The organism is Streptomyces cylindrosporus (assembly GCF_022698165.1).
GTDB lineage: Bacteria > Actinomycetota > Actinomycetes > Streptomycetales > Streptomycetaceae > Streptomyces > Streptomyces cylindrosporus.
Genome location: NZ_JALDAY010000010.1, coordinates 384798 through 407814, shown reverse-complemented (window position 1 = coordinate 407814; position 23017 = coordinate 384798). Strand labels below are relative to the sequence as shown.

22 protein-coding genes and 1 pseudogene are annotated in these 23017 nt (G+C 70.5%); 10 read left to right on the top strand and 13 right to left on the bottom strand.

Features of this window, described 5'->3' with window-relative positions; translation table 11 throughout:
• The 3 genes from MQP27_RS32675 to MQP27_RS32665 form a co-directional block, all read right to left on the bottom strand.
• Positions 1-705: a methionine ABC transporter permease gene (locus MQP27_RS32675; RefSeq protein ID WP_242770914.1), complete on the bottom strand. Its 705-nt coding sequence runs from the start codon at positions 703-705 to the stop codon at positions 1-3.
• Complete coding sequence (locus tag MQP27_RS32670) at positions 702-1736, bottom strand: methionine ABC transporter ATP-binding protein (RefSeq protein WP_242770912.1); 1035 nt, start codon at positions 1734-1736, stop codon at positions 702-704. Before MQP27_RS32670 ends, MQP27_RS32675 begins: the two co-directional genes overlap by 4 nt.
• Before the next feature lie 322 nt (positions 1737-2058).
• Positions 2059-2709 carry an HAD-IA family hydrolase gene (locus tag MQP27_RS32665; RefSeq protein ID WP_242770910.1) on the bottom strand — a complete coding sequence of 217 codons (651 nt, stop codon included), beginning with the start codon at positions 2707-2709 and terminating at the stop codon, positions 2059-2061.
• Positions 2710-2778: 69 nt separating this feature from the next.
• Between MQP27_RS32665 and MQP27_RS32660 the strand changes: the two genes are divergently transcribed.
• Positions 2779-3138: a hypothetical protein gene (locus tag MQP27_RS32660; protein ID WP_242770902.1), complete on the top strand. Its 360-nt coding sequence runs from the start codon at positions 2779-2781 to the stop codon at positions 3136-3138.
• 73 nt (positions 3139-3211) lie between these two features.
• The gene (locus MQP27_RS32655) at positions 3212-3580 is read left to right on the top strand and encodes a hypothetical protein (protein WP_242771276.1); all 369 of its coding nucleotides are present in this window, start codon (positions 3212-3214) and stop codon (positions 3578-3580) included.
• Here MQP27_RS32655 and MQP27_RS32650 read toward each other — a convergent pair.
• The 3 genes from MQP27_RS32650 to MQP27_RS32640 form a co-directional block, all read right to left on the bottom strand.
• Positions 3570-4067 (bottom strand): GNAT family N-acetyltransferase, encoded by a 498-nt coding sequence (locus MQP27_RS32650; protein ID WP_242770900.1) that lies wholly within the window; start codon positions 4065-4067, stop codon positions 3570-3572. The genes MQP27_RS32655 and MQP27_RS32650 overlap by 11 nt on opposite strands.
• Before the next feature lie 46 nt (positions 4068-4113).
• Entirely contained in the window at positions 4114-4620 is a 507-nt protein-coding gene (locus tag MQP27_RS32645; protein WP_242770898.1) for an RNA polymerase sigma factor, read from the bottom strand.
• 74 nt (positions 4621-4694) lie between these two features.
• A complete protein-coding gene (locus MQP27_RS32640; RefSeq protein WP_242770891.1) occupies positions 4695-5861 on the bottom strand; it encodes a glycerophosphodiester phosphodiesterase in 1167 nt (388 codons plus the stop codon).
• A gap of 334 nt (positions 5862-6195) precedes the next feature.
• On the opposite strand from MQP27_RS32640, the gene MQP27_RS32635 reads away from it, so the two are divergent.
• The 3 genes and pseudogenes from MQP27_RS32635 (at position 6196) to MQP27_RS32630 (ending at position 9555) form a co-directional block, all read left to right on the top strand.
• Positions 6196-6867 carry a lysophospholipid acyltransferase family protein gene (locus MQP27_RS32635; RefSeq protein WP_242770889.1) on the top strand — a complete coding sequence of 224 codons (672 nt, stop codon included), beginning with the start codon at positions 6196-6198 and terminating at the stop codon, positions 6865-6867.
• Positions 6868-6987: 120 nt separating this feature from the next.
• Positions 6988-7401, top strand: a pseudogene (locus tag MQP27_RS51745) (S1 family peptidase); the annotation flags it as partial.
• A 36-nt stretch (positions 7402-7437) separates the two neighbouring features.
• Entirely contained in the window at positions 7438-9555 is a 2118-nt protein-coding gene (locus MQP27_RS32630) for a P-loop NTPase fold protein (protein WP_242770888.1), read from the top strand.
• Positions 9556-9559: 4 nt separating this feature from the next.
• Here MQP27_RS32630 and MQP27_RS32625 read toward each other — a convergent pair whose 3' ends face one another.
• The 5 genes from MQP27_RS32625 to MQP27_RS32605 form a co-directional block, all read right to left on the bottom strand.
• Positions 9560-11083 carry an MFS transporter gene (locus tag MQP27_RS32625; protein ID WP_242770886.1) on the bottom strand — a complete coding sequence of 508 codons (1524 nt, stop codon included), beginning with the start codon at positions 11081-11083 and terminating at the stop codon, positions 9560-9562.
• Complete coding sequence (locus MQP27_RS32620; RefSeq protein ID WP_242770884.1) at positions 11080-11631, bottom strand: TetR/AcrR family transcriptional regulator; 552 nt, start codon at positions 11629-11631, stop codon at positions 11080-11082. Before MQP27_RS32620 ends, MQP27_RS32625 begins: the two co-directional genes overlap by 4 nt.
• A gap of 95 nt (positions 11632-11726) precedes the next feature.
• On the bottom strand, positions 11727-12698 hold the full coding sequence (locus MQP27_RS32615) for an aldo/keto reductase (RefSeq protein WP_242770882.1): 972 nt from the start codon (positions 12696-12698) through the stop codon (positions 11727-11729).
• A gap of 69 nt (positions 12699-12767) precedes the next feature.
• Complete coding sequence (gene argH / locus MQP27_RS32610; protein WP_242770880.1) at positions 12768-14198, bottom strand: argininosuccinate lyase; 1431 nt, start codon at positions 14196-14198, stop codon at positions 12768-12770.
• Between the two features lie 45 nt (positions 14199-14243).
• Positions 14244-15437, bottom strand: coding sequence for an argininosuccinate synthase (locus MQP27_RS32605; RefSeq protein ID WP_242770878.1), 1194 nt, complete (start codon positions 15435-15437; stop codon positions 14244-14246).
• Between the two features lie 194 nt (positions 15438-15631).
• Between MQP27_RS32605 and MQP27_RS32600 the strand changes: the two genes are divergently transcribed.
• Together MQP27_RS32600 and MQP27_RS32595 are read left to right on the top strand one after the other, a co-directional pair.
• Positions 15632-16507, top strand: coding sequence for a hypothetical protein (locus tag MQP27_RS32600; RefSeq protein ID WP_242770876.1), 876 nt, complete (start codon positions 15632-15634; stop codon positions 16505-16507).
• Positions 16508-16645: 138 nt separating this feature from the next.
• Positions 16646-17353: a L,D-transpeptidase family protein gene (locus MQP27_RS32595; protein ID WP_242770874.1), complete on the top strand. Its 708-nt coding sequence runs from the start codon at positions 16646-16648 to the stop codon at positions 17351-17353.
• Here the strand turns inward: MQP27_RS32595 and MQP27_RS32590 are convergent.
• Both MQP27_RS32590 and MQP27_RS32585 read right to left on the bottom strand, forming a co-directional pair.
• Entirely contained in the window at positions 17340-18794 is a 1455-nt protein-coding gene (locus tag MQP27_RS32590; protein WP_242770872.1) for a sensor histidine kinase, read from the bottom strand. The two genes, MQP27_RS32595 and MQP27_RS32590, sit on opposite strands and share 14 nt — an antisense overlap.
• Positions 18791-19531, bottom strand: a complete 741-nt coding sequence (locus MQP27_RS32585) for a response regulator transcription factor (protein ID WP_242770870.1) — start codon at positions 19529-19531, stop codon at positions 18791-18793. Before MQP27_RS32585 ends, MQP27_RS32590 begins: the two co-directional genes overlap by 4 nt.
• Positions 19532-19680: 149 nt before the next feature.
• Between MQP27_RS32585 and MQP27_RS32580 the strand changes: the two genes are divergently transcribed.
• From MQP27_RS32580 to MQP27_RS32570, 3 genes are all read left to right on the top strand, one after another.
• Complete coding sequence (locus tag MQP27_RS32580; protein WP_242770868.1) at positions 19681-21033, top strand: ferredoxin reductase family protein; 1353 nt, start codon at positions 19681-19683, stop codon at positions 21031-21033.
• Between the two features lie 18 nt (positions 21034-21051).
• Positions 21052-21546, top strand: a complete 495-nt coding sequence (locus MQP27_RS32575; RefSeq protein ID WP_242770866.1) for an FMN-binding protein — start codon at positions 21052-21054, stop codon at positions 21544-21546.
• A gap of 76 nt (positions 21547-21622) precedes the next feature.
• Positions 21623-23005, top strand: coding sequence for a ferredoxin reductase family protein (locus tag MQP27_RS32570; RefSeq protein ID WP_242770858.1), 1383 nt, complete (start codon positions 21623-21625; stop codon positions 23003-23005).
• Positions 23006-23017: the final 12 nt, after the last annotated feature.

The window sequence follows — 23017 nt, the reverse complement described above, 5'->3', positions numbered from 1 at the left end:
CTACTTGGCTTTCAGCAGCCGCAGCTTCGGAGCCGGTCCGGAGCGTCCGCCGCGGCCGTGCAGCGAGCGGGCCGCGAAGTCGCCGGCGAACTGGATGAGCGAGATGACCACGGCGAGGATCGCCACGGTGATCCACATCAGCTCGGTCTCGAAGCGCTGGTAGCCGTAGCGGATGGCGATGTCGCCGAGGCCGCCCGCGCCGACCGTGCCGGCCATGGCGGAGTAGCCGATGAGGGCGACGATCGTGGTGGTGGTGCCGGCGATCAGGGACGGCAGCGATTCCGGTACGAGGACCTTGCGCACGATCGTCCAGGTGTTGCCGCCCATCGACTGGACGGCCTCGACGAGCCCGCCGTCCACTTCGCGGACGGACGTCTCGACCAGGCGCGCGAAGAAGGGGATCGCCCCGATCGCGAGCGGCACGATCGCCGCCTCGCGGCCGATGGTCGTACCGGTGATCCAGCGCGTGAAGGTCATCAGCGCGACCATCAGGATGATGAACGGCATCGACCGGGCGACGTTCACGACCTGCCCGAGCACCTTGTTGGCGACGACGTTCTGCAGCAGTCCGCCCCGGTCGGTCAGGACCAGCAGGATGCCGAGCGGGAGCCCTCCGACGACGGCGATGAGCGTGGACCAGCCGACCATGTAGAGGGTGTCCCAACACGCCTGGGACAGCAGCGGCGACATTTCCGACCAGCTCACTTGGCACCCTCCACGAGCAGTACGGGCTCCTGGCCCACGACGTCGATCTGCAGGCCCTGTTCGCGCAGGAAGCCGATCGGCACCACGTTGTCCTCGTAGCGGCCGGGCAGTTCGATGCGCATCCGGCCGACCTGGAGGCCGCCGACGGTGTCGATGGCGGCGCCGAGGATCGAGATGTCGATGTTGTAGGTGCGCGAGAGCTGGGAGATGACGGGCTGGGTGGCGGCCTCGCCGTGGAAGGTGACGTCGACGACGGTGCGGTCGTCGCCGGTGGCCTCGCCGGCGACCGGGAAGAGCGCGGAGGCCAGCTGCGAGCCGGGGGTGGCGAGCAGTTCGCTGACCGTCCCGGACTCCACGATCCGGCCGTTCTCCATCAGGGCGGCGGAGTCGCAGATCGACTTCACGACGTCCATCTCGTGGGTGATGAGGAGGACGGTGAGGCCCAGCTGCCGGTTCAGGTCGCGCAGCAGCTGGAGGATCGAGCGGGTGGTCTCCGGGTCGAGGGCGCTGGTGGCCTCGTCGGAGAGCAGCACCTTGGGGTCGCCGGCCAGCGCGCGGGCGATGCCGACGCGCTGCTTCTGGCCGCCGGAGAGCTGGGCGGGGTATGCCTTGGCCTTGTCGGCGAGGCCCACGAGGTCCAGCAGCTCCAGTGCCTTCCTCGACCGCTCCTTGCCCGACTTCCCGAGGATCTCCAGCGGCAGCTCGACGTTGTCCTGGACGGTCCGCGAGGAGAGCAGGTTGAAGTGCTGGAAGACCATGCCGATACGGCTGCGCGCCTGCCGCAGCTCCTTGCCGGCCCGGGGTCCGCGCCCGGCGAGGGCGGTGAGGTCCTGCCCGGCGACGGTGACCGTCCCGGACGTCGGGCGCTCCAGCAGATTGACGCAGCGGATGAGCGAGGACTTGCCGGCGCCGGACTGGCCGATGACGCCGTACACCTCGCCTTCGCGGACGTGCAGGTCGACGCCGTCGAGGGCGGTGACCTCACGGCCGCGCGAGCGGTAGACCTTGGTCAGGCCCGTGGTGGTGATCACAGGGGTTTCCGTCACTGTCGAGTACGAGGGCGTGGGTGTGCCCTGGTACGGGAGGGAAGTCGTGTCGTGCGCGGGCAACGCTTCACGTACGGCATTGCGCGTACGGACATGCCACAAGGGCTCGCTTCGGGGCGCGAGGCTCAGGAGGTGGTGCGGGGGCCCTCTAGAAGGCGCACATTCGACACATACAACGAGCACCGGGCGTCAGGGTCGCCTCGGTCGCAAAGCTGCGGCTGCTCGTCGTAGTCATGCGATCAGTAAAACAGACGTACGGTCCTGACAAAGCGCCGCTGTCCGCATGGTGGACAGCGGCGGACGGGTCTCAGCCGCGGACGGAGATCTCCACTCCCTGGGCGGTGACCAGTGCGGACAGGGCCGACAGGTCCTTCACCACCAGGTCGGCGTCGAGCTCGTGGGCCTGGTGGGTTGTGGTCAACGCCACGGTGGTCATCCCGGCGGCACGGCCGGCCGCGAGCCCGGCGGGGGCGTCCTCGAAGACGACGCAGTGGGCCGGGTCGACGCCCAGCAGGCGGGCGGCGAGGAGGTAGGGCTCGGGGTCGGGCTTGCCGCGGGTGATGTCGTCGGCGGTGATCATCGTCTTGGCCAGGATGCCGACGGCGTCGAGCCGGGCCTCGGCGAGGCGTCGGGTGGCGGAGGTGACGACGGCCCAGCGCTCGGCGGGCAGGGAGTCGAGGAAGTCCTTGGTGCCGGGCAGCAGGTGCACGCCCCCGTTGGGCACGTCCTCCACCTCCAGCAGCTCGATCCGCGCGACGGCCTCGGCGACGACCTCGGCGGGCAGCAGGTCGGCGGCTATCTCGGCGGCCGGCCGCCCGTGCAGCGCGACCCGCCCGAACTGCTCGGCGGTGATCCCGTACTCCCCCGCCCACCGGGTCCAGCACCGGTCGACGGATGCGAGGGAGGAGACGAGGGTGCCGTCGTTGTCGAACAGAAGGGCTTGTGCGTGGATCGTCATGGTCCAGACCCTACGGTGTACGACGGGGTCGACGGCGTCGGCCCATTTCGGCCGTAATAAGGTCACCGCATGCTCACTGCCCTGACGCTGGCGACCGGTGTCGCCGCGCTGCTGCTCGCCGCCTGGTGCGGCTGGGCCGCCTACCGGGACCAGCCGACGAAGGACTGGCACTTCATCGGGATGGCCGTGGTGTCGTTGCTGGCCGTGGTGCAGCTGGTGATCGGGATCGTGCAGCTGGCCCGGGGCGAGAAGCCGGAGCAGGGGACGACGATCTTCGTGGCGTATCTGATCGGCGCCTTCGCGTGCGTTCCGGCGGCGGGCTTCATGTCGCTCGCGGAGCGGACCCGGTGGGGCTCGGTGACGGTGGCCGCCGGCGGTGTGGTGCTGGCCGTCCTCGAAGTGCGGCTCTACGACATCTGGGGAGGGTGAGTTGACCACCGTGGAAAAGAACGCGGAAGAGAACGTGGAAGAGAAGCCGAAGCGGCTCATCAGCGGGCCGGGCATGCTGCTCGTCTGGTTCTACGGCGTGATGGTCGTCGGCGCGGTGTCGCGCTCCGTGTACCAGATCGCGACCGAGTTCGACCGCGCGCCGCTCGCCTACTCGCTGTCGGCCGTCGCCGGTGTCGTCTACGGCTTCATCACGTACTCGCTGGTCCGCGGCGGCGAGAGGGCCCGCAGGGCGGCACAGGTCTGCTGCGCCGCCGAACTCGCGGGTGTGCTGATCGTCGGCACCTGGACCCTGGTCGACAAGTCGGCCTTCCCGGACGCGACGGTCTGGTCGGACTACGGCATGGGGTACGTGTTCATCCCCGTACTGCTGCCGCTGTCCGCGCTGTACTGGCTGCGGAAGAACCGCACGGTCACGCGGTAGCGACGTACGCCTCGGCCGGCTTCTCCAGCACGATCATCGGGACGCCGTCCGCGCCCTCGGAGGTGCCGACCGTCTCGTAGCCCACCCGGCGGTACAGCCGCAGGTTGCCCTCGCTGCGGTGGCCGGTGTGCAGCCGGAAGCGCTTGGCGCCGCGCTCCTCCGCCAGCGCCGACTCGGCCGCCCGCAGCAGGCGCGCGCCGATGCCGTGGCCCTGCAGACGGGGGTGCACGCAGAGCTTGCCGATGGCGGCCGAGCCGTCCTCGGTGACCCGGCCGCGCACCGAGCCGACCACTTCTTCGCCGAGCCGTGCCACGAAGACGCAGTCCGCGGCCACCTCCTGACGGACCGAGTCCAGACTCTGGACGAGCGGGTCGATGCGGTAGTTGCCGTACAGCGCCGCCTCGCTCTGGAAGCACAGGTACTGCAGCCTGAAGATCTGCTCCGCATCCTGCTCGGTCGCCACCGAGATGGTCACGCTCATGCCCATGTGCGCACGCCTCCCGCTCACCTGATCGCCATTTCGTCCCTCACTCCTATCCCCGCACTTCGCGGGCCGCAACCTCCGGTGCGAGCAAACGACGGAGACATCCCAGGCATCTGGAACGTTCCGGGCCGAGACTTCCCTGTGAGATACCCAACTCCCCCGCGATTTCCCGGTATGTCAGGTCTTTCGGGGAGAGCAGGGCCTCCATCAGCCGGGGGCAGCGGCCGGGCAGCCGGCGCACCGCGTCCCGCAGGGCCCGGCGGCGGGCGGCCGCGAGGGCGAGGTGCTCGGGGCCGCGGTCGGCGTCGTCGACCGGCTCGATGCCGTACGGCCGTTCGAGGCGGTGGGTACGGCGGGTGCGGCGGGCCTCGGAGCGGACGGCCCGGCGCAGCCAGCCCGGCGGGTCGAGGGGCGGGCCGTCCGTGTCCAGGCGCTCCAGGAGGCGGAGCCAGACCGCCTGTTCCAGGTCGCCGGGCTCGGCACCGGAGGCATGTGCCTCCGCGGAGGCTTCGGCGGTGAGCAGCGGTCGCAGGGTGGCCACGAGGTCGTACGTCATATGCGGCACGACGCGGCCGCCCGGGCGGCGGGTTGCCCGGGCGGCCGACTCTCACCCCAACCGGGGCTTCCCACTCAGCCGTTGACGAAGTCCTCGCGGGCGAGGACACCGGTGTCGGCGTTGTCGGTGAAGACACCGTCGATGCCGGTGGCGAAGTACCTCTTGAAGGCGCCGAAGGGGTCGCCGTACGCGTCGGCGTCGGTGCCCTTGCGGTACTCCAGCGGCAGGAAGGGGTTCTCGTTGCGCATGGTGTACGGGTGCAGGATCAGACCGACCTTGTGGGCGTCGGAGACGAGGGTGGTCTCCTGGTCGAGGCTGCCGTCCGCCTTCTTCGTGATGATCAGGTCGAGGGTCGGGCCGAGGCCCTGCGCGTAGCCGGCGATCTCCCTCAGGCCCTTCGGGGTGATCAGGTCGGCGACGGTGCGGGTGTCGCCCGCCTCGACGAAGTCCCAGGGGCGGGTGTTGGCGGCGGACAGCAGCACCACCAGCGGGTTGTCGACCAGGGTGTTCAGGCGCTGGATGCTGCTGGGCTCGAAGGACTGCAGGATGACCGGCGAGTTCCGCTTGTCCTTGCCGTGCTTGTGCAGCAGCTTGGCGACCCGCTCCTCAAGGCCGAGGCCCAGCTTGCGGAAGTAGGTGGGGTGCTTGGTCTCGGGGTAGATCCAGACCTGCCTGCCGCGCTTGCGGGTCTGCTCGTCCTGCCACTTGAGGACTTCCTCGAAGGTGGGGATCTCCCAGCGGCCGTTGTAGATGGTGTTGTGCGGGCGGTTGGCCGGGATGCGCTCGACGGCGCGGAGCGTCTTCAGCTCCGCCAGGGTGAAGTCCTCGGTGAACCAGCCGGTGGTGGAGACGCCGTCGAGGACCTTGGTGGTCTTGCGGTCGGCGAACTCGGGGTGGTCGGCGACGTTCGTCGTACCGCCGATCTCCGGCTCGTGCCGGCAGACCAGATGGCCGTCCTTGGTGGGGACGAGGTCGCCGGCCTCGACGATGTCGGCGCCCAGGTCGAGGGCGAGGTTGTAGGAGCCGAAGGTGTGCTCCGGCCGGTAACCGCTGGCACCGCGGTGACCGATGATCGTCGGCTTGGGCAGGCTCTTGAGGCCGCCGCTGCCGTACGAGGCCGACCCCGCGGCTCTCGCCGTGCCCGACAGGCCGAGGACGGCTCCGCCCGCGCCCAGCACCGCCGCGCCGAGGAGCGCCCGCCGCCCGGTGGTGCCTGTCTGCTCGTTCTCCTGCGTTCCCATGAACGCCTCCCCTGACGTGAGCTCTTCGATGCGGGCCGATCGTAGGTGCGTGTACATGACGCGAGGGAGACCTCGGTCGGAACACGCGGATGACTCGGAATGTCGTATGGGAACGAATGTCTGAGGGCGTGCGGTCTGAGGACGTGCGACATCCCTCACATGGTTCCGGCGCGGTTACGGGCGGACGACGCGGCGCCACTGCAGGTAAACACGCGTCAACAGTGCGTAAGACCTCGGTGAACCCGGCGTCCCCGATGTGCACGACCCCGGAGACCGGGAGTATCGTCCTCACCTGCACAGACTCATACCAAAACCCTTGACACCGGAGGGCCCGTTGTCCCGCTTCGCGCTCATCAAGGCAGTGCTCGGACCGATCATGCGCCTGATGTTCCGCCCACAGGTGGAGGGCGTGGAGCACATCCCGGCGGAGGGGCCGGTCATCCTGGCCGGCAACCACCTCACCTTCATCGACTCGATGATCCTGCCGCTGGTCTGCGACCGTCAGGTCCTCTTCATCGGCAAGGACGAGTACGTCACCGGCAAGGGCCTCAAGGGCCGTCTGATGGCCTGGTTCTTCACCGGCGTCGGCATGATCCCGGTGGACCGGGACGGCGCGAACGGCGGGGTGGCGGCGCTGATGACCGGGCGCCGCGTGCTGGAGGAGGGCAAGGTCTTCGGGATCTACCCCGAGGGCACGCGCTCCCCCGACGGCCGCCTCTACCGCGGCCGCACCGGCATCGCACGGCTCACGATGATGACCGGCGCGCCGGTGGTGCCGTTCGCGATGATCGGCACGGACAAGTTGCAGCCGGGGGGTGCGGGGATGCCACGCCCCGGGCGGGTCACGGTCCGTTTCGGCGAGGCGATGGAGTTCTCGCGTTACGACGGGATGGACCGGGATCGGTATGTGCTGCGGGCGGTGACGGATTCCGTGATGGCCGAGGTCATGCGGCTTTCCGGGCAGGAGTACGTGGACATGTACGCCACCAAGGCGAAGGCTGCCTGAGCCGACGGGTTTTCCGGAGCCGTATGCACCTGGCAGGGTGCGTACGGCTCTTTTGTTTGGCTCTTGGGGGACTTCTTGGCGGAGAGTGAGCTGGATCTCGATGGGTTGGTCCGGGCTGCGGTGGTCGAAATCCATACGCCCCAAGGCAGTGGGAGCGGATTCTTCGTGGCTCCCGGACTGGTCCTGACAGCCTTGCATGTCGTAACGAACAAGACGGGGCCGTACGAGTTCGTTGAGGTCCATTTCGCCGGCGGAGTCTTCCGGGCAGAGGTGGAATGGGTATCTGGCCGTTGGAGGGACAGTGGTGTCGACCTGTGCCTCATCCGCTTGACGACATTCGTGGATCATCCATGTGTCCGGCTTTCCGACCGCCAGCTGGAACTCGGCGATCGCCTCTGGGTGTACGGCTTCACGGCGGGGCCAGGCACGCAGCCTGGCGATCCGTGGAGCGGCACGTTCGCCTACCAGGGCACGGAAGGCCTGAACGGGCGGATCGCGGGCGATGACCTTCCGGTCGGTATCAGCGGCGCCGCGGTGGTGGATCCTGTTGGCGCAGGTGTGTGCGCCCTCGTGGTGGCGAGAAGGTCCGAGGGAAACGGCGGGCTCATCCTCCCCCTGTCGGTTCTCCAGGACACCGGATTCGCTGAAGACGCCGAACGACTGAGACAGCTGTGGACCCTCCACGACGAGTACCACCTCGGCCGGCAACGCGGCACGACGGCGTCCTCCCCGGGCGCTCGTCCGCCCGCCAGGAACTGGTCCCGTACCGCCGACACCACCCGCCCCCTCGCCGCTCTCGGCAGTGACCGTTCCAGCGTCGTGGATCTGCTCGGCAACGAGAGTGACGTCGACATGCTCGCGACCCTGTGCGTGGCGCTCGGCACTGAACCGCCGCTCGCCATCGCCCTGCTCGGCGAGTGGGGCGTCGGCAAGTCCAGCACGATGGACCAGATGTACGCCCGGGTCAACGGCCTCACCGAACGCGCCCGGCGGCAGCCCGAGTTGAGGTCGGCGTTCGCTGTGAACGTGCACCAGGTGCGGTTCAACGCCTGGCACTACGCCGAGGAGCATCTGTGGACCGGTCTGGTCGACCATCTGCTCCATGAGCTCGCCCGGACTCCCGAACCGGAGGAGTCACCGGACGTCGCCGCACGCAGCAAGGACCTGCACGCGCAGCTCGAACTCGCGCAGGCCGAGGCCGACCGGCTCCAGGCCGCCAAGGACGCGGCGGAGCAGGACGCGCCGGTGGGCCGGACGCGGGGCCTCGGTTCTCCGCTGCGGACGCTCCGGCTCCTGGCGACCGAGGCGGTCACCTCGTGGAGATCGCTGTGGCGCAGCAAGGCGGTTCTGGTGGCCTGGGCCGTCGTGCTCGGTGGCTCCCTGGCGCTGTGGCTGTGGGCCGGTGACCGGCTCCTCGCGCTGCTGCCCCTGGCTCTGGCGGTGGGTGCGGTGGTACAGCCCTGGTGGCAGCGGGCGGCGGCACTGCACAAGCGACTGCAGGGTGTCGCCCAGGGTGCCGCGGACCGGCTCGACCAGGACCTGCGGGAGGCCGGCGAGCGGGTTGCCGCCCTGACCGACCAACTGGCCCAGGTGGACGCGGCGGTACGGCTCTCCGCGTTCCTCAAGAAGCGATCCGCCGACGGCGACACCGCGTATCTGCCGTACCGCAGTCTTCTCAGCCAGGTCCGCCGTGATCTGGAGCGGATGGAAGCCGATCTCGCCGACGCGCACCAGCAGTTCCGGGAGCGGGTGCGGGAACCGGCCTCCGCGACACCGCCGTTGCAGCGCATCATCCTCTACATCGACGATCTCGACCGCTGCCCGCCCGAGCGGGTGGTCGAGGTGCTCGCCGCCGTACACCTGATGCTGGCCCTGGAGTTGTTCATCGTGGTCGTCGCCGTGGACGCCCGCTGGCTGCTGTCGGCATTGCGGGCGCACTACCGCGAACTGTTCGGGACGGCAGGGCAGGCGGGCGAGGACGCCGCCGGGTCTCCCCTCGACTATCTCGACAAGATCTTCCAGATTCCGTTCCTGGTGTCCCGGCCCACACACGGTGCGACCTCCCGTTATCTCCGGTCACTGTTGGGGCCGGCTGAATCGCCCGCGCAGGAGGGGGCCGACGTGACCGCCCACGCGGGGACGGCGGAGATCGGTTTCGCAGCGCCCGGGGCGGACGCCGAAGGCGAGTCGGGGCGACGGCCCTCCGTCGCTGTGCCCGACGTACGGGACCTGCGCCCTGACATCCTTCAACTCCGTCCGGCCGAGATCGAGTTCATGACCTCGCTCGCGCCCCTCGTACCCACTCCGCGCGCCGCCAAGAAGCTCGTCAACCTCTACCGGCTCACCCGCATCGGCGTCCCCGCCGCGGAGCTGGACGAATTCCTCGCCGGGGACTTCAGGGCCGTACAGATCCTGCTGGCCGTGGTGGTCGGAGCGCCTGCGGTGGCCCGGTCCGTGCTCACCGCTCTCTATGCGGCCGACCCCGAGCAGGACGTCCGCGAGGTGCTCCGAGGCGCGGGTGGCCAAGGAGCCGGGGCCGACGTCGTCGACGCCTGCAACGGCATCGCGGCCGAACTCGACAGCCTCCTGGGCTCGGGGGCGGGGCCGGTCGAGGCGCGGTACTACGCCCACTGGTGTCCGGTGGTCACCCGCTTCAGCTTCCACACGGGTGGCTGGATCACCGAGTGACGCCTCAGGCGGCGTTGTCCAGCCGCTGGCCCCGGAGCATGAACCACGCCGCGACCGCCGTCGCCAGCAGGACGATCGCGCCCACGCCGACTGCGATCGACAGGCCGTTGACGAAGGCGTCTCGGGCAGACGTCAGTAGAGCCTGCGCCGCGTCCGTCGGCATTCCGGACGCCGCCTCCACCGCACCGCCCAGTGACTCGTGGGCGCCGGACGGCGTGCCCGCCGGGGCTGCGAAGTCCCGGTAGACGCCAGTCACGATCGAGCCCAGGACGGCTATGCCCAGGGCCGCGCCCAGTTCGTACGCCGTTTCGGAGACCGCCGATGCGGCGCCTGCCTGTTCCTTCGGGACCGACGACAGGATCACGTCCGACGTCACCGTGAAGGAGAAGCCCGCGCCGATGCCCACGAAGAGCAGGGCGGTGCCGAGGAGCGGATAGCCCGTCGACTCGTCGATCACCGTGAGCGCGGCCAGGGCGAGGCCGATCGCCGCCAGGCCACCCGAGACCACCGTACGGACCGAGAAGCGGCGGGCCGCCCGGCCCGCGATCAGGCCCGCTGCCACGGCACCCACCGCCGCCGGGATCTCCGCCAGGCCCGCCTCGAACGGGCGCCTGCCCTGCACCAGTTGCAGGTACTGGGAGAGGAAGAAGACCAGGCCGGACAGGCCCAGGATGGTCAGGAGGTCGGCCAGGACCGCGCCGCTGAAGCCGCGGTGGCGGAACAGGCGCATGTCCAGGAGCGGGGTGGGCAGCGTCAGTTGGCGGCGGACGAACCAGTACAGGGCCGTCAGGCCGAGTACCGCCGCGGCGACCGGGTCCCACGAGAAGCCGTGCGTCGCCACCTCCTTGACCGCGTACACCACCGTGATCATGCCGATCAACGACAGCACCACGCTCAGCAGGTCCCACGGACCAGGGTCCGGGTTCTTCGACTCCGGGAGGAGCTTGATGCCGACCGCCACCAGGACCGCCATCACCGGCAGGTTGATGAGGAAGACCGAGCCCCACCAGAAGTGTTCGAGCAGGAAACCGCCCGCTATCGGGCCTATCGCGGTGCCCGCCGAGGCCGTCGCGCCCCAGATGCCCACCGCGAGGCTGCGTTCGCGCGGGTCGTGGAAGAGGTTGCGGATCAGGGCCAGGGTGGCCGGCATGAGGGTCGCGCCCGCGACGCCGAGCAGGGCGCGGGCCAGGATCATCAACTCCGGTGTCGTGGCGTAGGCGTTGAGGATCGAGATCGCGCCGAAGGCCGTGGCGCCGACGAGCAGGATGCGCTTGCGGCCTGTGCGGTCGCCGAGGCTGCCCATCGAGACCAGGAGGCCTGCGATCACGAACGAGTAGACGTCTCCGATCCAGAGGAGCTGGGTGCCGGAGGGCTTGAGGTCCTCGCTGATGTACGGGGTCGCCAGGCCGAGGACGGTCGCGTCGACGGCCACCAGCAGCACGGCGAGCACGAGGACGGACAGCGCGAGCCAACGGCCGGGACGCTTCACCGCCTCGGTCGTGGTCGCCGGCTGCAGGGTGCTGGTCATGGTTCCTCTCTCCGTAGTGCGCCACCGAGCAGCAGCTCGGTGATCATGAAGGTGAAGTCCTTGGCTGCCACCCGGCCCTCCAGGACCGCCCAGGCGCCGGAGGCCAGCAGGCCGTAGAGCGCCTCGGTGAGCCAGGCCGGGGTCAGGTCGATGCGGAACTCACCGCTCTCCTGTCCGCGCCGGAACAGCGCGGAGATGCGGTCGTCGATCCGGGTCCAGCCCGCGTTCTGCTGCTCGCCCTCGAAGAGCTGGTTCTCGGTGTAGAGGAAGGCGAGCAGGGCGGCCGACGGTTCGATCGCGCGGACGAGGCGCCGTACGGCCTCGGCCGCCGGGCCCTCGCCCGGACGGGCCGTGTCCAGGGCCGCCTCGCACTCGGCGATGCCGAGCGACTCCAGCGCTCGTACCAGCGCGTCACGGCCCGCGAAGTGGCGGTGCAGCGTGGCGCGGCTGATTCCGGCCGCCTTGGCGACCTCGTCCATCGTCGCGGTGGACTTGCGGGTCAGCAGCGCCGCGGCGGCGCGCAGTACGTGGTCACGGTCTACAGCCATGAGACAAGCGTAACCCATGTGAGACGTTCGCGTCTCACTGTAGGCGTGCTCGTCTCATGGGTCAGTGTGTCGTGCTTGCTCTGTCGTGCTTGCTCTCAGTGCCAGGGGAGGCTGCTGCGCCGGGTCCAGTACTCCTGCGGGTCCTCGACCAGTTCGGCCAGGCGGTTCAGCTGGTCCTCGTCCAGGTCCACGACTGCCGCGTGGAGGTTGGAGGCGAGCTGGGTCACCGTCGCCGCGCCGGAGAGGACGACCCCGGCCCACGGCCGGCGCAGGATCAGGGCGAGGGCCACGGCGTCGCAGCCCAGAGACGTTTCCGCGGCTACGGCCTTGAGGGCTTCCGGGGCGTACGGGTCGGCGAGACGGCCGTTGGCCATGCCCTCCTTGACGATCACCGTGAGGCCGGCGTCGTGCGCCTCGGCGAGGGCGGGGGCGGCGGAGGTCTCCAGGGCGTTGTACGTCGACTGGACGGTACGGAAGATGGGCTCGCCGTCGACCGTCACGGCGAGGGCGGCGCGGATGGCCTCCGCCTGGGACGGGCCGCTGGTGGAGAAGCCGATGGTGGTGCCCTGCGCGGCGGCTTCGGCGAGCCTGGCGTGGAGTTCCTTGTCGGTGAGGGCCGGGCTGTCCGGGGTCACCGAGTGGATCTGGTAGAGGTCGAGGCGCTCGCCGAGGATCGCGGCGGTCTCGGCGCGCTGTCGCTCGTACGTGCCGAGACTGTGGTCCTTGACCTCGTGCTTCTCGGCGTCCGTCGTCCAGCCGGCGGTGTAGGTGTAGCCCCACTTGCTGCCCACGACGATGTCGTCGATGTCGGGGCGGGCGCTGAGCCAGTCGGCGAGGAACTCCTCGGAGCGGCCGTAGGAGCGGGCCACGTCGAAGTAGCGGACGCCCTGGAAGTAGGCGGCGTCGAGGAGTTCGTGGGTACGGGCGCGCAGGGCGTCGACGCTACGGCTCTCGGGGAGGTCCTCGTCGCGGCCGAGGTTGATGTAGCCGGGGCGCCCGACCGCGGCGAGGCCCAGGCCGATGTGGCAGGTGGGGGTCGTCGCTGAGGCGAGACGGGCGAAGGGCATCGCGGGCTCCGTTCGGTCGGTACGGCTCATGACCAACGTAACCGCGATGCCCTTCGGACATGCGTACCGCTACTTCTTCTTCGCGTTCGCCCACTCGTGCTGAGCGGCGACGTCCCTCTTCACCTCGGCCAGCTGGATCGCCACCGCGCTCGGGGCCGTACCGCCGCGGCCGTTCCTCGATGCCAGGGCGCCCGGCACGTTCAGTACCGTGCGGACCTCGGGGGTGAGGTGGGCGGAGATCTTCGCGAACTGGTCGTCGGTCAGCTCGTCGAGCTCCTTGCCCTCGGCCTCCGCCGCCTTCACGCACTCGCCGGCGACCTCGTGGGCGACACGGAACGGGACGCCCTGCTTGACCAGCCACTCGGCGATGTCGGTGGCGAGCGAGAAGCCGGCCGGGGCCAGTTCCTCCATGCGCTCGCGGTGCACGGTGAGGGTGGCCATCATGCCGGTGAAGGCCGGGAGCAGGACCTCCAGCTGGTCGATGGAGTCGAAGACCGGCTCCTTGTCCTCCTGGAGGTCGCGGTTGTACGCGAGCGGGAGGGCCTTGAGGGTGGCCATCAGGCCGGTCAGGTTGCCGATCAGGCGGCCCGACTTGCCGCGCGCGAGCTCCGCGATGTCCGGGTTCTTCTTCTGCGGCATGATCGACGAGCCGGTCGAGAAGGCGTCGTGCAGGGTCACGAAGGAGAACTCCTTCGTGTTCCAGATGATGACCTCCTCGGCGATCCGGGAGAGGTTCACGCCGATCATCGCGGTGATGAAGGCGAACTCGGCGACGAAGTCGCGGGAGGCCGTGCCGTCGATGGAGTTCGCGGAACTGCCGTGCTCGAAGCCCAGGTCGGCCGCCACCGCCTCCGGGTCCAGGCCGAGGGAGGAGCCGGCGAGGGCGCCGGAGCCGTACGGGGAGACGGCCGTGCGCTCGTCCCACTGGCGCAGCCTCTCCGCGTCCCGGGACAGGGACTGGACGTGCGCCAGGACGTGGTGGGCGAACAGGACCGGCTGGGCGTGCTGGAGGTGCGTGCGGCCGGGCATCGCCACGTCCGGGTGGGCCTCCGCCAGGCCGATCAGGGCGTCCTGGAGGTCGGCGATCAGGCCGCCGACCGTGCGGGCGTGGTCCCGCAGGTACATGCGGAAGAGGGTCGCCACCTGGTCGTTGCGGGAGCGGCCGGCGCGGAGCTTGCCGCCGAGGTCGGGGCCGAGGCGCTCCAGGAGGCCGCGCTCCAGGGCGGTGTGCACGTCCTCGTCGGCGATCGTGCCCACGAACGAGCCGTCGGCGACGTCGGCCTCCAGCTGGTCGAGGCCGGCGATCATCCGCTGGAGCTCGTCCTCGGTGAGCAGGCCCGCCTTGTGCAGCACGCGCGCGTGGGCGCGCGAACCGGCGATGTCGTAGGGCGCGAGGCGCCAGTCGAAGTGGACGGACGCGGACAGCTTCGCCAGGGCCTCGGCGGGACCGTCGGCGAAACGGCCGCCCCAGAGCCGTACGTCACCGCTGTTGCTGCTCACTTGCGTTTGCTCCTCGGGAGGGTGGGTCGGTGTCGGGCCGGAACCTCAGGCGAGGTCGCGCTTGGACGCGATCTTCGCCGACAGACTGTAGATGTCGATGAAGCCCTTGGCCGCGGACTGGTCGAAGGTGTCACCAGTGTCGTACGTCGCGAGGTCGAAGTCGTACAGGGACGACGCGGAACGCCGGCCCGTCACGACCGCCCGGCCGCCGTGCAGGGTCATGCGGATGTCGCCGTTCACGTGCTGGTTGGCCTCGTCGACGAAGCCGTCCAGCGCGCGCTTGAGCGGGGAGAACCACTGGCCGTCGTAGACGAGTTCGCCCCAGCGCTGTTCCACCTGCCGCTTGTACCGGGCGAGTTCGCGCTCGACGGTGACGTTCTCCAGCTCCTGGTGGGCGGTGATCAGGGCGATCGCGCCCGGGGCCTCGTACACCTCGCGGGACTTGATGCCGACCAGGCGGTCCTCGACCATGTCGATGCGGCCGACGCCCTGGGCGCCGGCGCGCTCGTTCAGCTGCTGGATCGCCTGGAGGACGGTGACGGGCGTGCCGTCGATCGCGACCGGGGCGCCCTGCTCGAAGGTGATGATCACCTCGTCGGGTTCGCGGGCCACGGCCGGGTTCTGCGTGTACTCGTAGACGTCCTCGAGCGGGGCGTTCCAGATGTCCTCCAGGAAGCCCGTCTCGACGGCGCGTCCGAAGACGTTCTGGTCGATGGAGTACGGGGACTTCCTGGTGGTCGCGATCGGGAGCTGCTTCTGCTCGCAGAAGGCGATCGCCCTGTCGCGGGTCATCGCGTAGTCGCGGACCGGGGCGATGCACCTGAGGTCGGGGGCGAGGGCCGCGATGCCGGCCTCGAAGCGGACCTGGTCGTTGCCCTTGCCGGTGCAGCCGTGGGCGACGGTGGTGGCGCCGTGCTTGTGCGCGGCGGCGACGAGGTGCTTGACGATCGTCGGCCGGGAGAGCGCGGAGACCAGCGGATAGCGGTCCATGTAGAGGGCGTTGGCCTTGATCGCCGGGAGGCAGTACTCCTCGGCGAACTCGTCCTTGGCGTCGGCGACTTCGGCCTCGACCGCGCCGCAGGCGAGGGCGCGCTTGCGGATGACGTCCAGGTCCTCGCCGCCCTGGCCGACGTCCACCGCGACCGCGACGACCTCGGCGCCCGTCTCCTCGGCGATCCAGCCGATGGCGACGGAGGTGTCCAGACCGCCGGAGTAGGCGAGTACGACGCGCTCGGTCACGGGGTGCTCCTTCCGTCGCGTTCCACCCTCATGCATGAGTATGTAGAGTGATGCATGATTCGTCAATCTGAGGGAGGCTTGAACACCCGCAACCGCTTTCCCGTACCTCTCGCCGAACGCAGGCGCCGCGTTTGTACACCCCAGCCACACGCCAGTGACACAACCGTCACTCCAGACCCGAGTGAGGCATCCGCATGTCCAGGGCTCTCCCGAAGTACAACAAGCGTCGCGTCGCGATCATCGGCGGCGCTGCCGCGGTGGCGCTGTCCGGAGCGGTGATCGCCGGTACCGCCCTCGCCGGGACACCGTCCAAGAGCAGCGGGAACGACGCCCGCACCCTGGCCGCGTCCCCGGGCACCATCACCTGCCCGGACGTCGCATCCAAGCTCCCCGCGATCCCGGCCTCCGCCCAGGCCGAGGTCACCCGCAATCTGACGCTGCTCCAGACGCAGATCGACGAGGCCAACAAGCGGCTGGTCGACACGGTGGGCCAGGGCGGGCCGAACTTCGTCAACAACGCCATCCTCGGGCCTCTCAAGGACAAGCGGGTGGCGACGATCAACCGCATCGCCACGGCCATCGGGCGTACGGCGGCCAAGCCGACCGGCCTCGACTCGCTCGCGCCCTGCACGCTGAACGCGGCCGGCGCGAACGCGGGCAGCACCGACACCGGCGGCGCGGCCACGGGCAACGCCGGTTCCGGTGCCGCGGCGACGCCCAGCGCGAGCGCCTCCGCGGCGGCGACCGGTCAGGCGGCCGGCACCGACGCATCCGCCGTCGGCACGATCACCTGCCCTGATGTCGCCTCGCAGCTCCCGGCGATCCCCGCCTCGGCGCAGGCCGAGGTCACCCGCAATCTGACGCTGCTGCAGACGCAGATCGACGAGGCCAACAAGCGGCTCCAGTCCACCGTCGGCCAGGGCGGCCCGAACTTCGTGCAGAACGCGATCCTCGGCCCGCTCGCCGACAAGCGGAAGTCGACCATCGACCGCATCGCCATCGCGATCGGCCGTACGGCGGCCAAGCCGACCGGCCTCGACTCCCTGGCTGCCTGCACGCTCACCAAGTGACGTGACAGGCGCTGTGGCCGCCCCGTTTGTGCGCCGGCCGGGGCGGCCACGGAGGGGGCCGCCGGCCTCCGCACTCCGACGAGCCTGGATGGCCCATTCGCGGTGCCGTCGGCGCCTTCGCCGTCTACGGTCTGAGCCATGCGAAGCGCTCTCGCCGCCGGTGCCCTCATGTCCGCGTCCCTTCTCGTGCTCGGCGCGGCGGCGCCGAGCGTCGCCGTCCCGCCGCTGCCCGAGCGGATGGCCGACACCGGGGGCGGTACGCAGCTGATCACCGCCGTGGCCGCGAAAGCGAGCTCGACGACGGGCACGGTGACGTGGTGGGACCTGCGCAACGGGCAGTGGGTGAAGGCCGGTTCGGCCGCCGCCCGGTTCGGGGCGAAGGGGCTCGTCGAGGGCACCGAACGCAAGCAGAGCACGAACACCACGCCCACCGGCCTGTACGACCTCCCGTTCGCCTTCGGCATCAAGGCGGCCCCGACCGGCACCTCGTACAAGTACCGTGCGGTGCACAGCAGTTCGTGGTGGTGCGAGGACAACGACTCACGCTCGTACAACCGTTGGACCGAGCCCCTCGCGGCCGACTGCCGGGCCTCCGAGTCGGAGCGGCTCGGCGCCTATCCGACGCAGTACGCGTACGCGCTCGTCATCGGCTTCAACTACCGGCGGCCGGTGCACAAACGGGGAGCGGGAATCTTCCTCCACGTCAACGGGCGTGGGGCGACGGCCGGTTGTGTGTCCGTGCCGGCGGACGCCATGAAGGCGATCCTCAAGTGGGCGGCCCCGGGGAAGAAGCCGCACATCGCGATCGGGACGACCGGCGGAAGCACGGTGATCACCCAGTACTGAGCCGCACGGAGAACGTGGTGGACCCCGGCTCGCTCTCCAGCGTCACGGTCCCCCCGTGTGCCTCCGCGACCGCGGCCACGATCGACAGGCCCAGGCCCGCGCCGCCCGTCGCCTCCTTGGTGCGGCGGTCGGCCCGGGTGAAGCGTTCGAAGACGCCCGGGCGGATGTCCTCGGGGACGCCGGGGCCGTCGTCGTGGACCTGCAGGAGCGCTGTGGTGCCCTCCGTCTCCAGCGTCACCGTGACCTTGGTGCCGACGGGCGTGTGCAGACGCGCGTTGGCCAGCAGGTTGGCCAACACCTGGTGGAGGCGGTGTTCGTCGCCGGTGACCGTGACCGGGTCCTCCGGAAGGTCCAGCTCCCAGCGGTGGTCGGGGCCCGCGGCCCGCGCGTCGGTCACCGCGTCCAGCACCAGACGGGTCAGGTCGACCGGCTCGGACTCCAGGGGGCGGCCCGCGTCGAGGCGGGCCAGGAGCAGCAGGTCGTCGACCATCGCGCCCATCCGGGAGGACTCGGCGGCGATGCGCTCCAGGGCACGGGTGATCTCCGGCGGGACCGGGCCGGGGTGCAGCAGGGCCAGTTCCGCGTGGCCGCGGACCGAGGCGACCGGAGTGCGCAGCTCGTGGCTGGCGTCGGCGGCGAAGCTGCGCAGCCGCTCCTCGCTGGCGTGCCGTTTCGTCAGCGCGTCCTCGACATGGCCCAGCATCCGGTTGAAGGCGCCGGCGACCCGGCCCACCTCGCTGCGCGGGTCGGACTCCGGGGCCCGCGGCGGCAGCGCCACCTCGCCGCTGGCCAGCGGGAGTTCGCTGACCCGGGTGGCGGTCGCCGCGACCCGGCTCAGCGGGCGCAGCGACCAGCGCACCCACAGGGCGCCCGCGACGCCGGTGAGGGTGAGGGCGGCGCCGAAGACGATGCCGGCGACCAGTTCGAGGCGGTGGACGACGGCCTCCACCGGTTCCAGGGGCAGGCCGGTGATCAGGACGTCGCCGTCGATGCCCTGGGAGGCGAGGAGCCGGTAGTGGTCCAGGGCGGAGAGCTCGACGGTGTGCCCCTTGCCATCGGCCGGGACCGCGGCGAGCTGTTTCCTGTCGCCCTGGCTGAGGGCGACGTTCTGGGTGCCGTCCGAGCGGACGACCGCCGCGTTGGTGACCGTGCCGTCCACCAGCCTGGCGCCGAAGGTTCCCGTGGACTGGCGGCGGGTGTCGCCGCGCTCGTCGCCGTCGTGGTCGTCGGGCAGCTGCCCCTTGTGTTCCAGGCTCAGGGCGAAGCGGTTCCCGGCCTGGCTCAGCTGCTCGTCGAGCCGGCCGGTGAGGAAGCCCTGCAACTCGATGACCGCGGCCACCCCGACCGCCGCGCAGCTCACCGCGAGGAGCACCACCAGGCCGACGGTGAGGCGGGCCCGCAGCGTGCGCGGGCGCGGCACGCGGCGCCACTGGAGCCTCACGGGGTCACCGGCTTGAGCACGTATCCGGCGCCCCGCACCGTGTGGATCATCGGCTCGCGGCCCGCGTCCACCTTCTTGCGCAGGTACGAGATGTACAGCTCGACCACATGGGCACGGCCGCCGAAGTCGTAGGACCAGACGCGGTCGAGGATCTGAGCCTTGCTGAGGACGCGGCGCGGGTTGCGCATCAGGAAGCGCAGCAGCTCGAACTCGGTCGGGGACAATTCGATCAGCTCGCCCGCGCGGGTGACCTCGTGGGAGTCCTCGTCCATGACCAGGTCGCCGACGGTCAGGCGCGGGCCCTCGTCCAGCTGGCGGGCCATGCCGGCGCGGCGCAGCAGGCCGCGCACCCGGGCGACGACCTCCTCCAGGCTGAAGGGCTTGGTGACGTAGTCGTCGCCGCCCGCGGTGATGCCCGCGATACGGTCCTCGACGGCGTCCCGTGCGGTGAGGAAGAGGACGCAGACGTCCGGTTTCACGGTGTGCAGGGAGCGCAGCACCGCGAAGCCGTCGGTGTCCGGGAGCATCACGTCGAGCACGACGGCGTCCGGCATCAGCTCACGGGCCTCGGTCAGCGCGCTCGCGCCGTCGCCCGCCGAGCGGACCTGCCAGCCCTCGTAGCGCAGGGCGCCGGAGAGCACCTCGGCGAGGTCCGGGTCGTCGTCGACGACCAGGACGCGCAGTGGAGTGCCGTCGGGGCGGGTGAGGGCGGGGCGGCCGGAGCGGGTGGTGTTCATCGCCCTACCAGGATCACCCCTCGCACCGGCCGGGGGCACCGCCGGACGCTCTGAGTTTCCTCTGAGTGGGCTCTGCGGCCCCCGGTTCAGAGGGTCCTGAGAAGTTCGCCCTGCACAGTTGCGTCCGGAACAGGCGAAAGGACGCACACATGACCACCGTGTACGAGCGGCGGACGGCACCGGCCGTGGCGCCGGCCGCGCGACGCTCCCCAGCGGGCGCCGTGCTCGCCCTGCTGTGGGCCGGGGCCGCGGCCGTCGTCGCCCTGTGGTGGGCGGACACCGGCTCCGTGGTCGGCTCGGCGGGCTGGCTGACCGGGGCCGGGCGGATCGCCGGACTGCTGTGCGGGTACGCCTGCGCGGTGCTCGTCGGCATGATGGCGCGGGTGCCGCTGCTGGAGCGGCGGGTCGGGTCCGACCGGGTGGCCCGCTGGCACGCGATGGCCGGGCGCTACACCATCTGCCTGCTGGTCGCGCACATCACACTGATCCTGCTCGGGTACGCAGCCCAGGACCGCGCCTCGCTGTGGCACGAGACGGTCACAGTCGTCCTGGACTACCCGGACATGCTGAAGGCCACCTTCGGCACGCTGATCCTCTTCGCGGTCGGCATCACCTCGGCCCGCGCGGTGCGCCGCCGTACCAGCTACGAGTTCTGGTACTACGTCCATCTGCTCACCTACGCGGCCGTCTTCCTGGCCTTCTTCCACCAGCTCAGCCTCGGCAACGAGTTCAACGGGCACACCGGCGCGACGGCCGCCTGGTACGCGCTCTACCTGGGCGTCGCCGCCCTGGTGGTCTGGTTCCGGGTCCTGGTGCCGCTGCGGCTCAACCTGCGGCACCGGATGCGGGTCGAGTCGGTGCACCGGGAGGCGCCGGGCGTGTACTCGGTCGTGGTGAAGGGGCGGCGCCTGGACGAACTCGGGGCGCGCGCCGGGCAGTTCTTCCGCTGGCGGTTCTTCGGCGAGGGCATGGGCTGGACCTCGACGCCGTACTCGCTGTCGGCGCCGCCGCGCCGGGACCTGATGCGGATCACCGTCAAGGCGCTCGGCGACCACAGCGCGGCCGTCTCCCTGCTGCGTCCCGGCACCCGGGTGTGGGCGGAGGGGCCGTACGGCTCGATGACCGAGGACCGGCAGACCTCGGCGAAGTCGCTGCTGATCGGCGCCGGCGTCGGCATCACCCCGCTGCGGGCCCTGTTCGAGACGCTGCCCGGCGAGGTCACCTTGTTGTACCGGGCGCGGACGGCCGAGGACCTCGCCCTGGGCGGGGAGCTGGAGGCCATCGCCCGCTGGCGCGGCGCGAAGGTGCTGTACGCCCTCAACGGGCCCGACGGACGGCGCCCGAGCCTGTCCGCCCAGTCCCTGCGCGCGACCTTCCCGGACCTGGCGGGCCACGACGTATACATATGCGGCCCGCACGGCTTCGCCCGCGAGTTGTACGAGGCGCTGCGCACCGCCGGTGTGCCGGACCGCCGTATCCACCACGAGTCCTTCGAACTCTGAGAGCTGTGAGGCAGCCCCGTGCACGCGTTGAAGAAGAACCGACCCCTGCGCCGGATCGTGCTGGCCAGTGCCGCCACCGTCTCCGGGATGGTGATGCTGCTGTCGCTGAAGCCGCACTCCACACCGGACGTGGGCCTGGCCGTGCCCGCGCCGTCCAGCAGTTCGAGTGCGTCCGGCGGATCCAGCGGATCCAGCGGATCCAGTGGTTCCAGTGGTTCCAGTGGCTCGACCGGCGTCAGCAAGACGGTGACCGGCGACTCGGTGGACACCCGCTGGGGTCCGGTCCAGGTGAAGATCACGGTCAAGAACGGCAAGCTCACCGACGTCACCGCGGTCGTCTACCCGTCGGAGAACCCGCGGGACCAGGAGATCAACAGCTACGCGATACCGAAGCTGCGCACCGAGGCGCTGGCGGCGCAGAGCGCGGACATCGACACGGTCTCCGGGGCGACGTACACCAGTGACGGTTACCGCCAGTCACTCCAGTCCGCACTGGACTCGGCGAAGAGCTGAACGCACTGGCGTCACGGCACGTATTCCAGGGCCAAGGGACCACGCCATCCCCCCTTGCCCCCGCCCCGGAGGAATCGTGACCACCACGCTCGCAGGCGGCCGCGCCGCCCGCCGCCAGACGATGCGCCGCATCCGCCCGCGCCGTTCCCCGGCGACCGTCCTGCTGATCGCCGTGTTCGCCGGCGCGGCGGGCGTGATGTGGCTCTGGTGGCACAACACGCCCTCCATCGCCGACCAGAACGGCAAGATCCTCAACGCGGGCCGGATCACCGGTCTGCTGGCGGGCTATCTGATGGCGCTGGTCGTGCTGCAGATGGCCCGCGTGCCCGCGCTCGAACGGCGCGTCGGCTCCGACCGGGTGGCCCGCTGGCACGCGATGAGCGGCCGCTACACCCTCTCTCTGATCGTCGCGCACGTCTTCCTGACCATGTGGGGCTACGCCCTTCAGGCCGGCAAGACGCTCGGCGACATCGTCCAGCAGACGATCGACTCCATCAACCAGCTGCCGGACATGGGCAAGGCGGCCATCGGCACCGGCCTGTTCGTGGTGATCGGCCTGACGTCGATCGGCCCGGTCCGCCGCCGGATCCCGTACGACACCTGGTACCACGTCCACCTGCTGACGTACGCGGCGGTGTTCCTGACGTTCTGGCACCAGATCACCACCGGCAACGACTTCGCCGTCGAGCCGACCGCGAAGACCTTCTGGTACGCGCTGTACGGGTCGGTCACCGCGCTGGTGATCTGGTACCGCATCCTCGTCCCGATCCGGCTGAACATGCGGCACCGCATGCGCGTCGAGGCGGTCATCGAGGAGACCCCGGGCATCGTGTCGGTGCTGATCGGCGGCCGGAAGCTGCACCGGATGGGCGCGGAGGCCGGGCAGTTCTTCCGGTGGCGGTTCCTCGCGCCGGGCATGCGGTTCAGCTCGCACCCGTACTCGCTGTCGGCGGCCCCCCGCCCGGACATGCTGCGGATCACCGTGAAGGCGATCGGCGACCACAGCGCCCGGCTGCGGGAGTTGACGCCCGGGACGCGGGTGTGGGCCGAGGGGCCGTACGGCGCGATGACCGCCCAGCGGCGCAGCCGCGGCAAGGTGCTGCTGGTCGCCGGTGGCGTGGGCATCACGCCGATGCGGGCGCTGTTCGAGACGCTGCCGGGCGCGGCCGGTGACATCACGCTGCTCTACCGGGCCAACACCACGCAGGACCTGGCCCTGTGGGACGAGCTCGCCGCCATCGCCGACGACCGCGGCGCGCGCCTGATGTACGCCGTGAACAGCCCGGACGGGGAGCGCCCCGACATCTCGGCGGACCGGCTGCGGCAGAAGCTGCCGGACATCGAGAAGCACGACGTGTTCATGTGCGGCCCGGCCGGGTTCGCGCAGTCCGTGTACGAAGCACTGCGCGGCGCGGGAGTGCCCGCCCGCCGCATCCATCACGAGTCGTTCGAGATGTGAGCGACGGGACTT

Coding starts and splice junctions, on each gene's coding strand:
- MQP27_RS32615 (WP_242770882.1), bottom strand. CDS start 12,698: ATGCCCTTCGCCCGTCTCGCCTCAGCGACGACCCCCACCTGCCACATC.
- MQP27_RS32580 (WP_242770868.1), top strand. CDS start 19,681: ATGACCACCGTGTACGAGCGGCGGACGGCACCGGCCGTGGCGCCGGCC.
- MQP27_RS32600 (WP_242770876.1), top strand. CDS start 15,632: ATGTCCAGGGCTCTCCCGAAGTACAACAAGCGTCGCGTCGCGATCATC.
- MQP27_RS32665 (WP_242770910.1), bottom strand. CDS start 2,709: ATGACGATCCACGCACAAGCCCTTCTGTTCGACAACGACGGCACCCTC.
- MQP27_RS32655 (WP_242771276.1), top strand. CDS start 3,212: ATGCTGCTCGTCTGGTTCTACGGCGTGATGGTCGTCGGCGCGGTGTCG.
- MQP27_RS32640 (WP_242770891.1), bottom strand. CDS start 5,861: ATGGGAACGCAGGAGAACGAGCAGACAGGCACCACCGGGCGGCGGGCG.
- MQP27_RS32595 (WP_242770874.1), top strand. CDS start 16,646: ATGCGAAGCGCTCTCGCCGCCGGTGCCCTCATGTCCGCGTCCCTTCTC.
- MQP27_RS32625 (WP_242770886.1), bottom strand. CDS start 11,083: ATGACCAGCACCCTGCAGCCGGCGACCACGACCGAGGCGGTGAAGCGT.
- MQP27_RS32645 (WP_242770898.1), bottom strand. CDS start 4,620: ATGACGTACGACCTCGTGGCCACCCTGCGACCGCTGCTCACCGCCGAA.
- MQP27_RS32650 (WP_242770900.1), bottom strand. CDS start 4,067: ATGGGCATGAGCGTGACCATCTCGGTGGCGACCGAGCAGGATGCGGAG.
- MQP27_RS32585 (WP_242770870.1), bottom strand. CDS start 19,531: ATGAACACCACCCGCTCCGGCCGCCCCGCCCTCACCCGCCCCGACGGC.
- MQP27_RS32620 (WP_242770884.1), bottom strand. CDS start 11,631: ATGGCTGTAGACCGTGACCACGTACTGCGCGCCGCCGCGGCGCTGCTG.
- MQP27_RS32660 (WP_242770902.1), top strand. CDS start 2,779: ATGCTCACTGCCCTGACGCTGGCGACCGGTGTCGCCGCGCTGCTGCTC.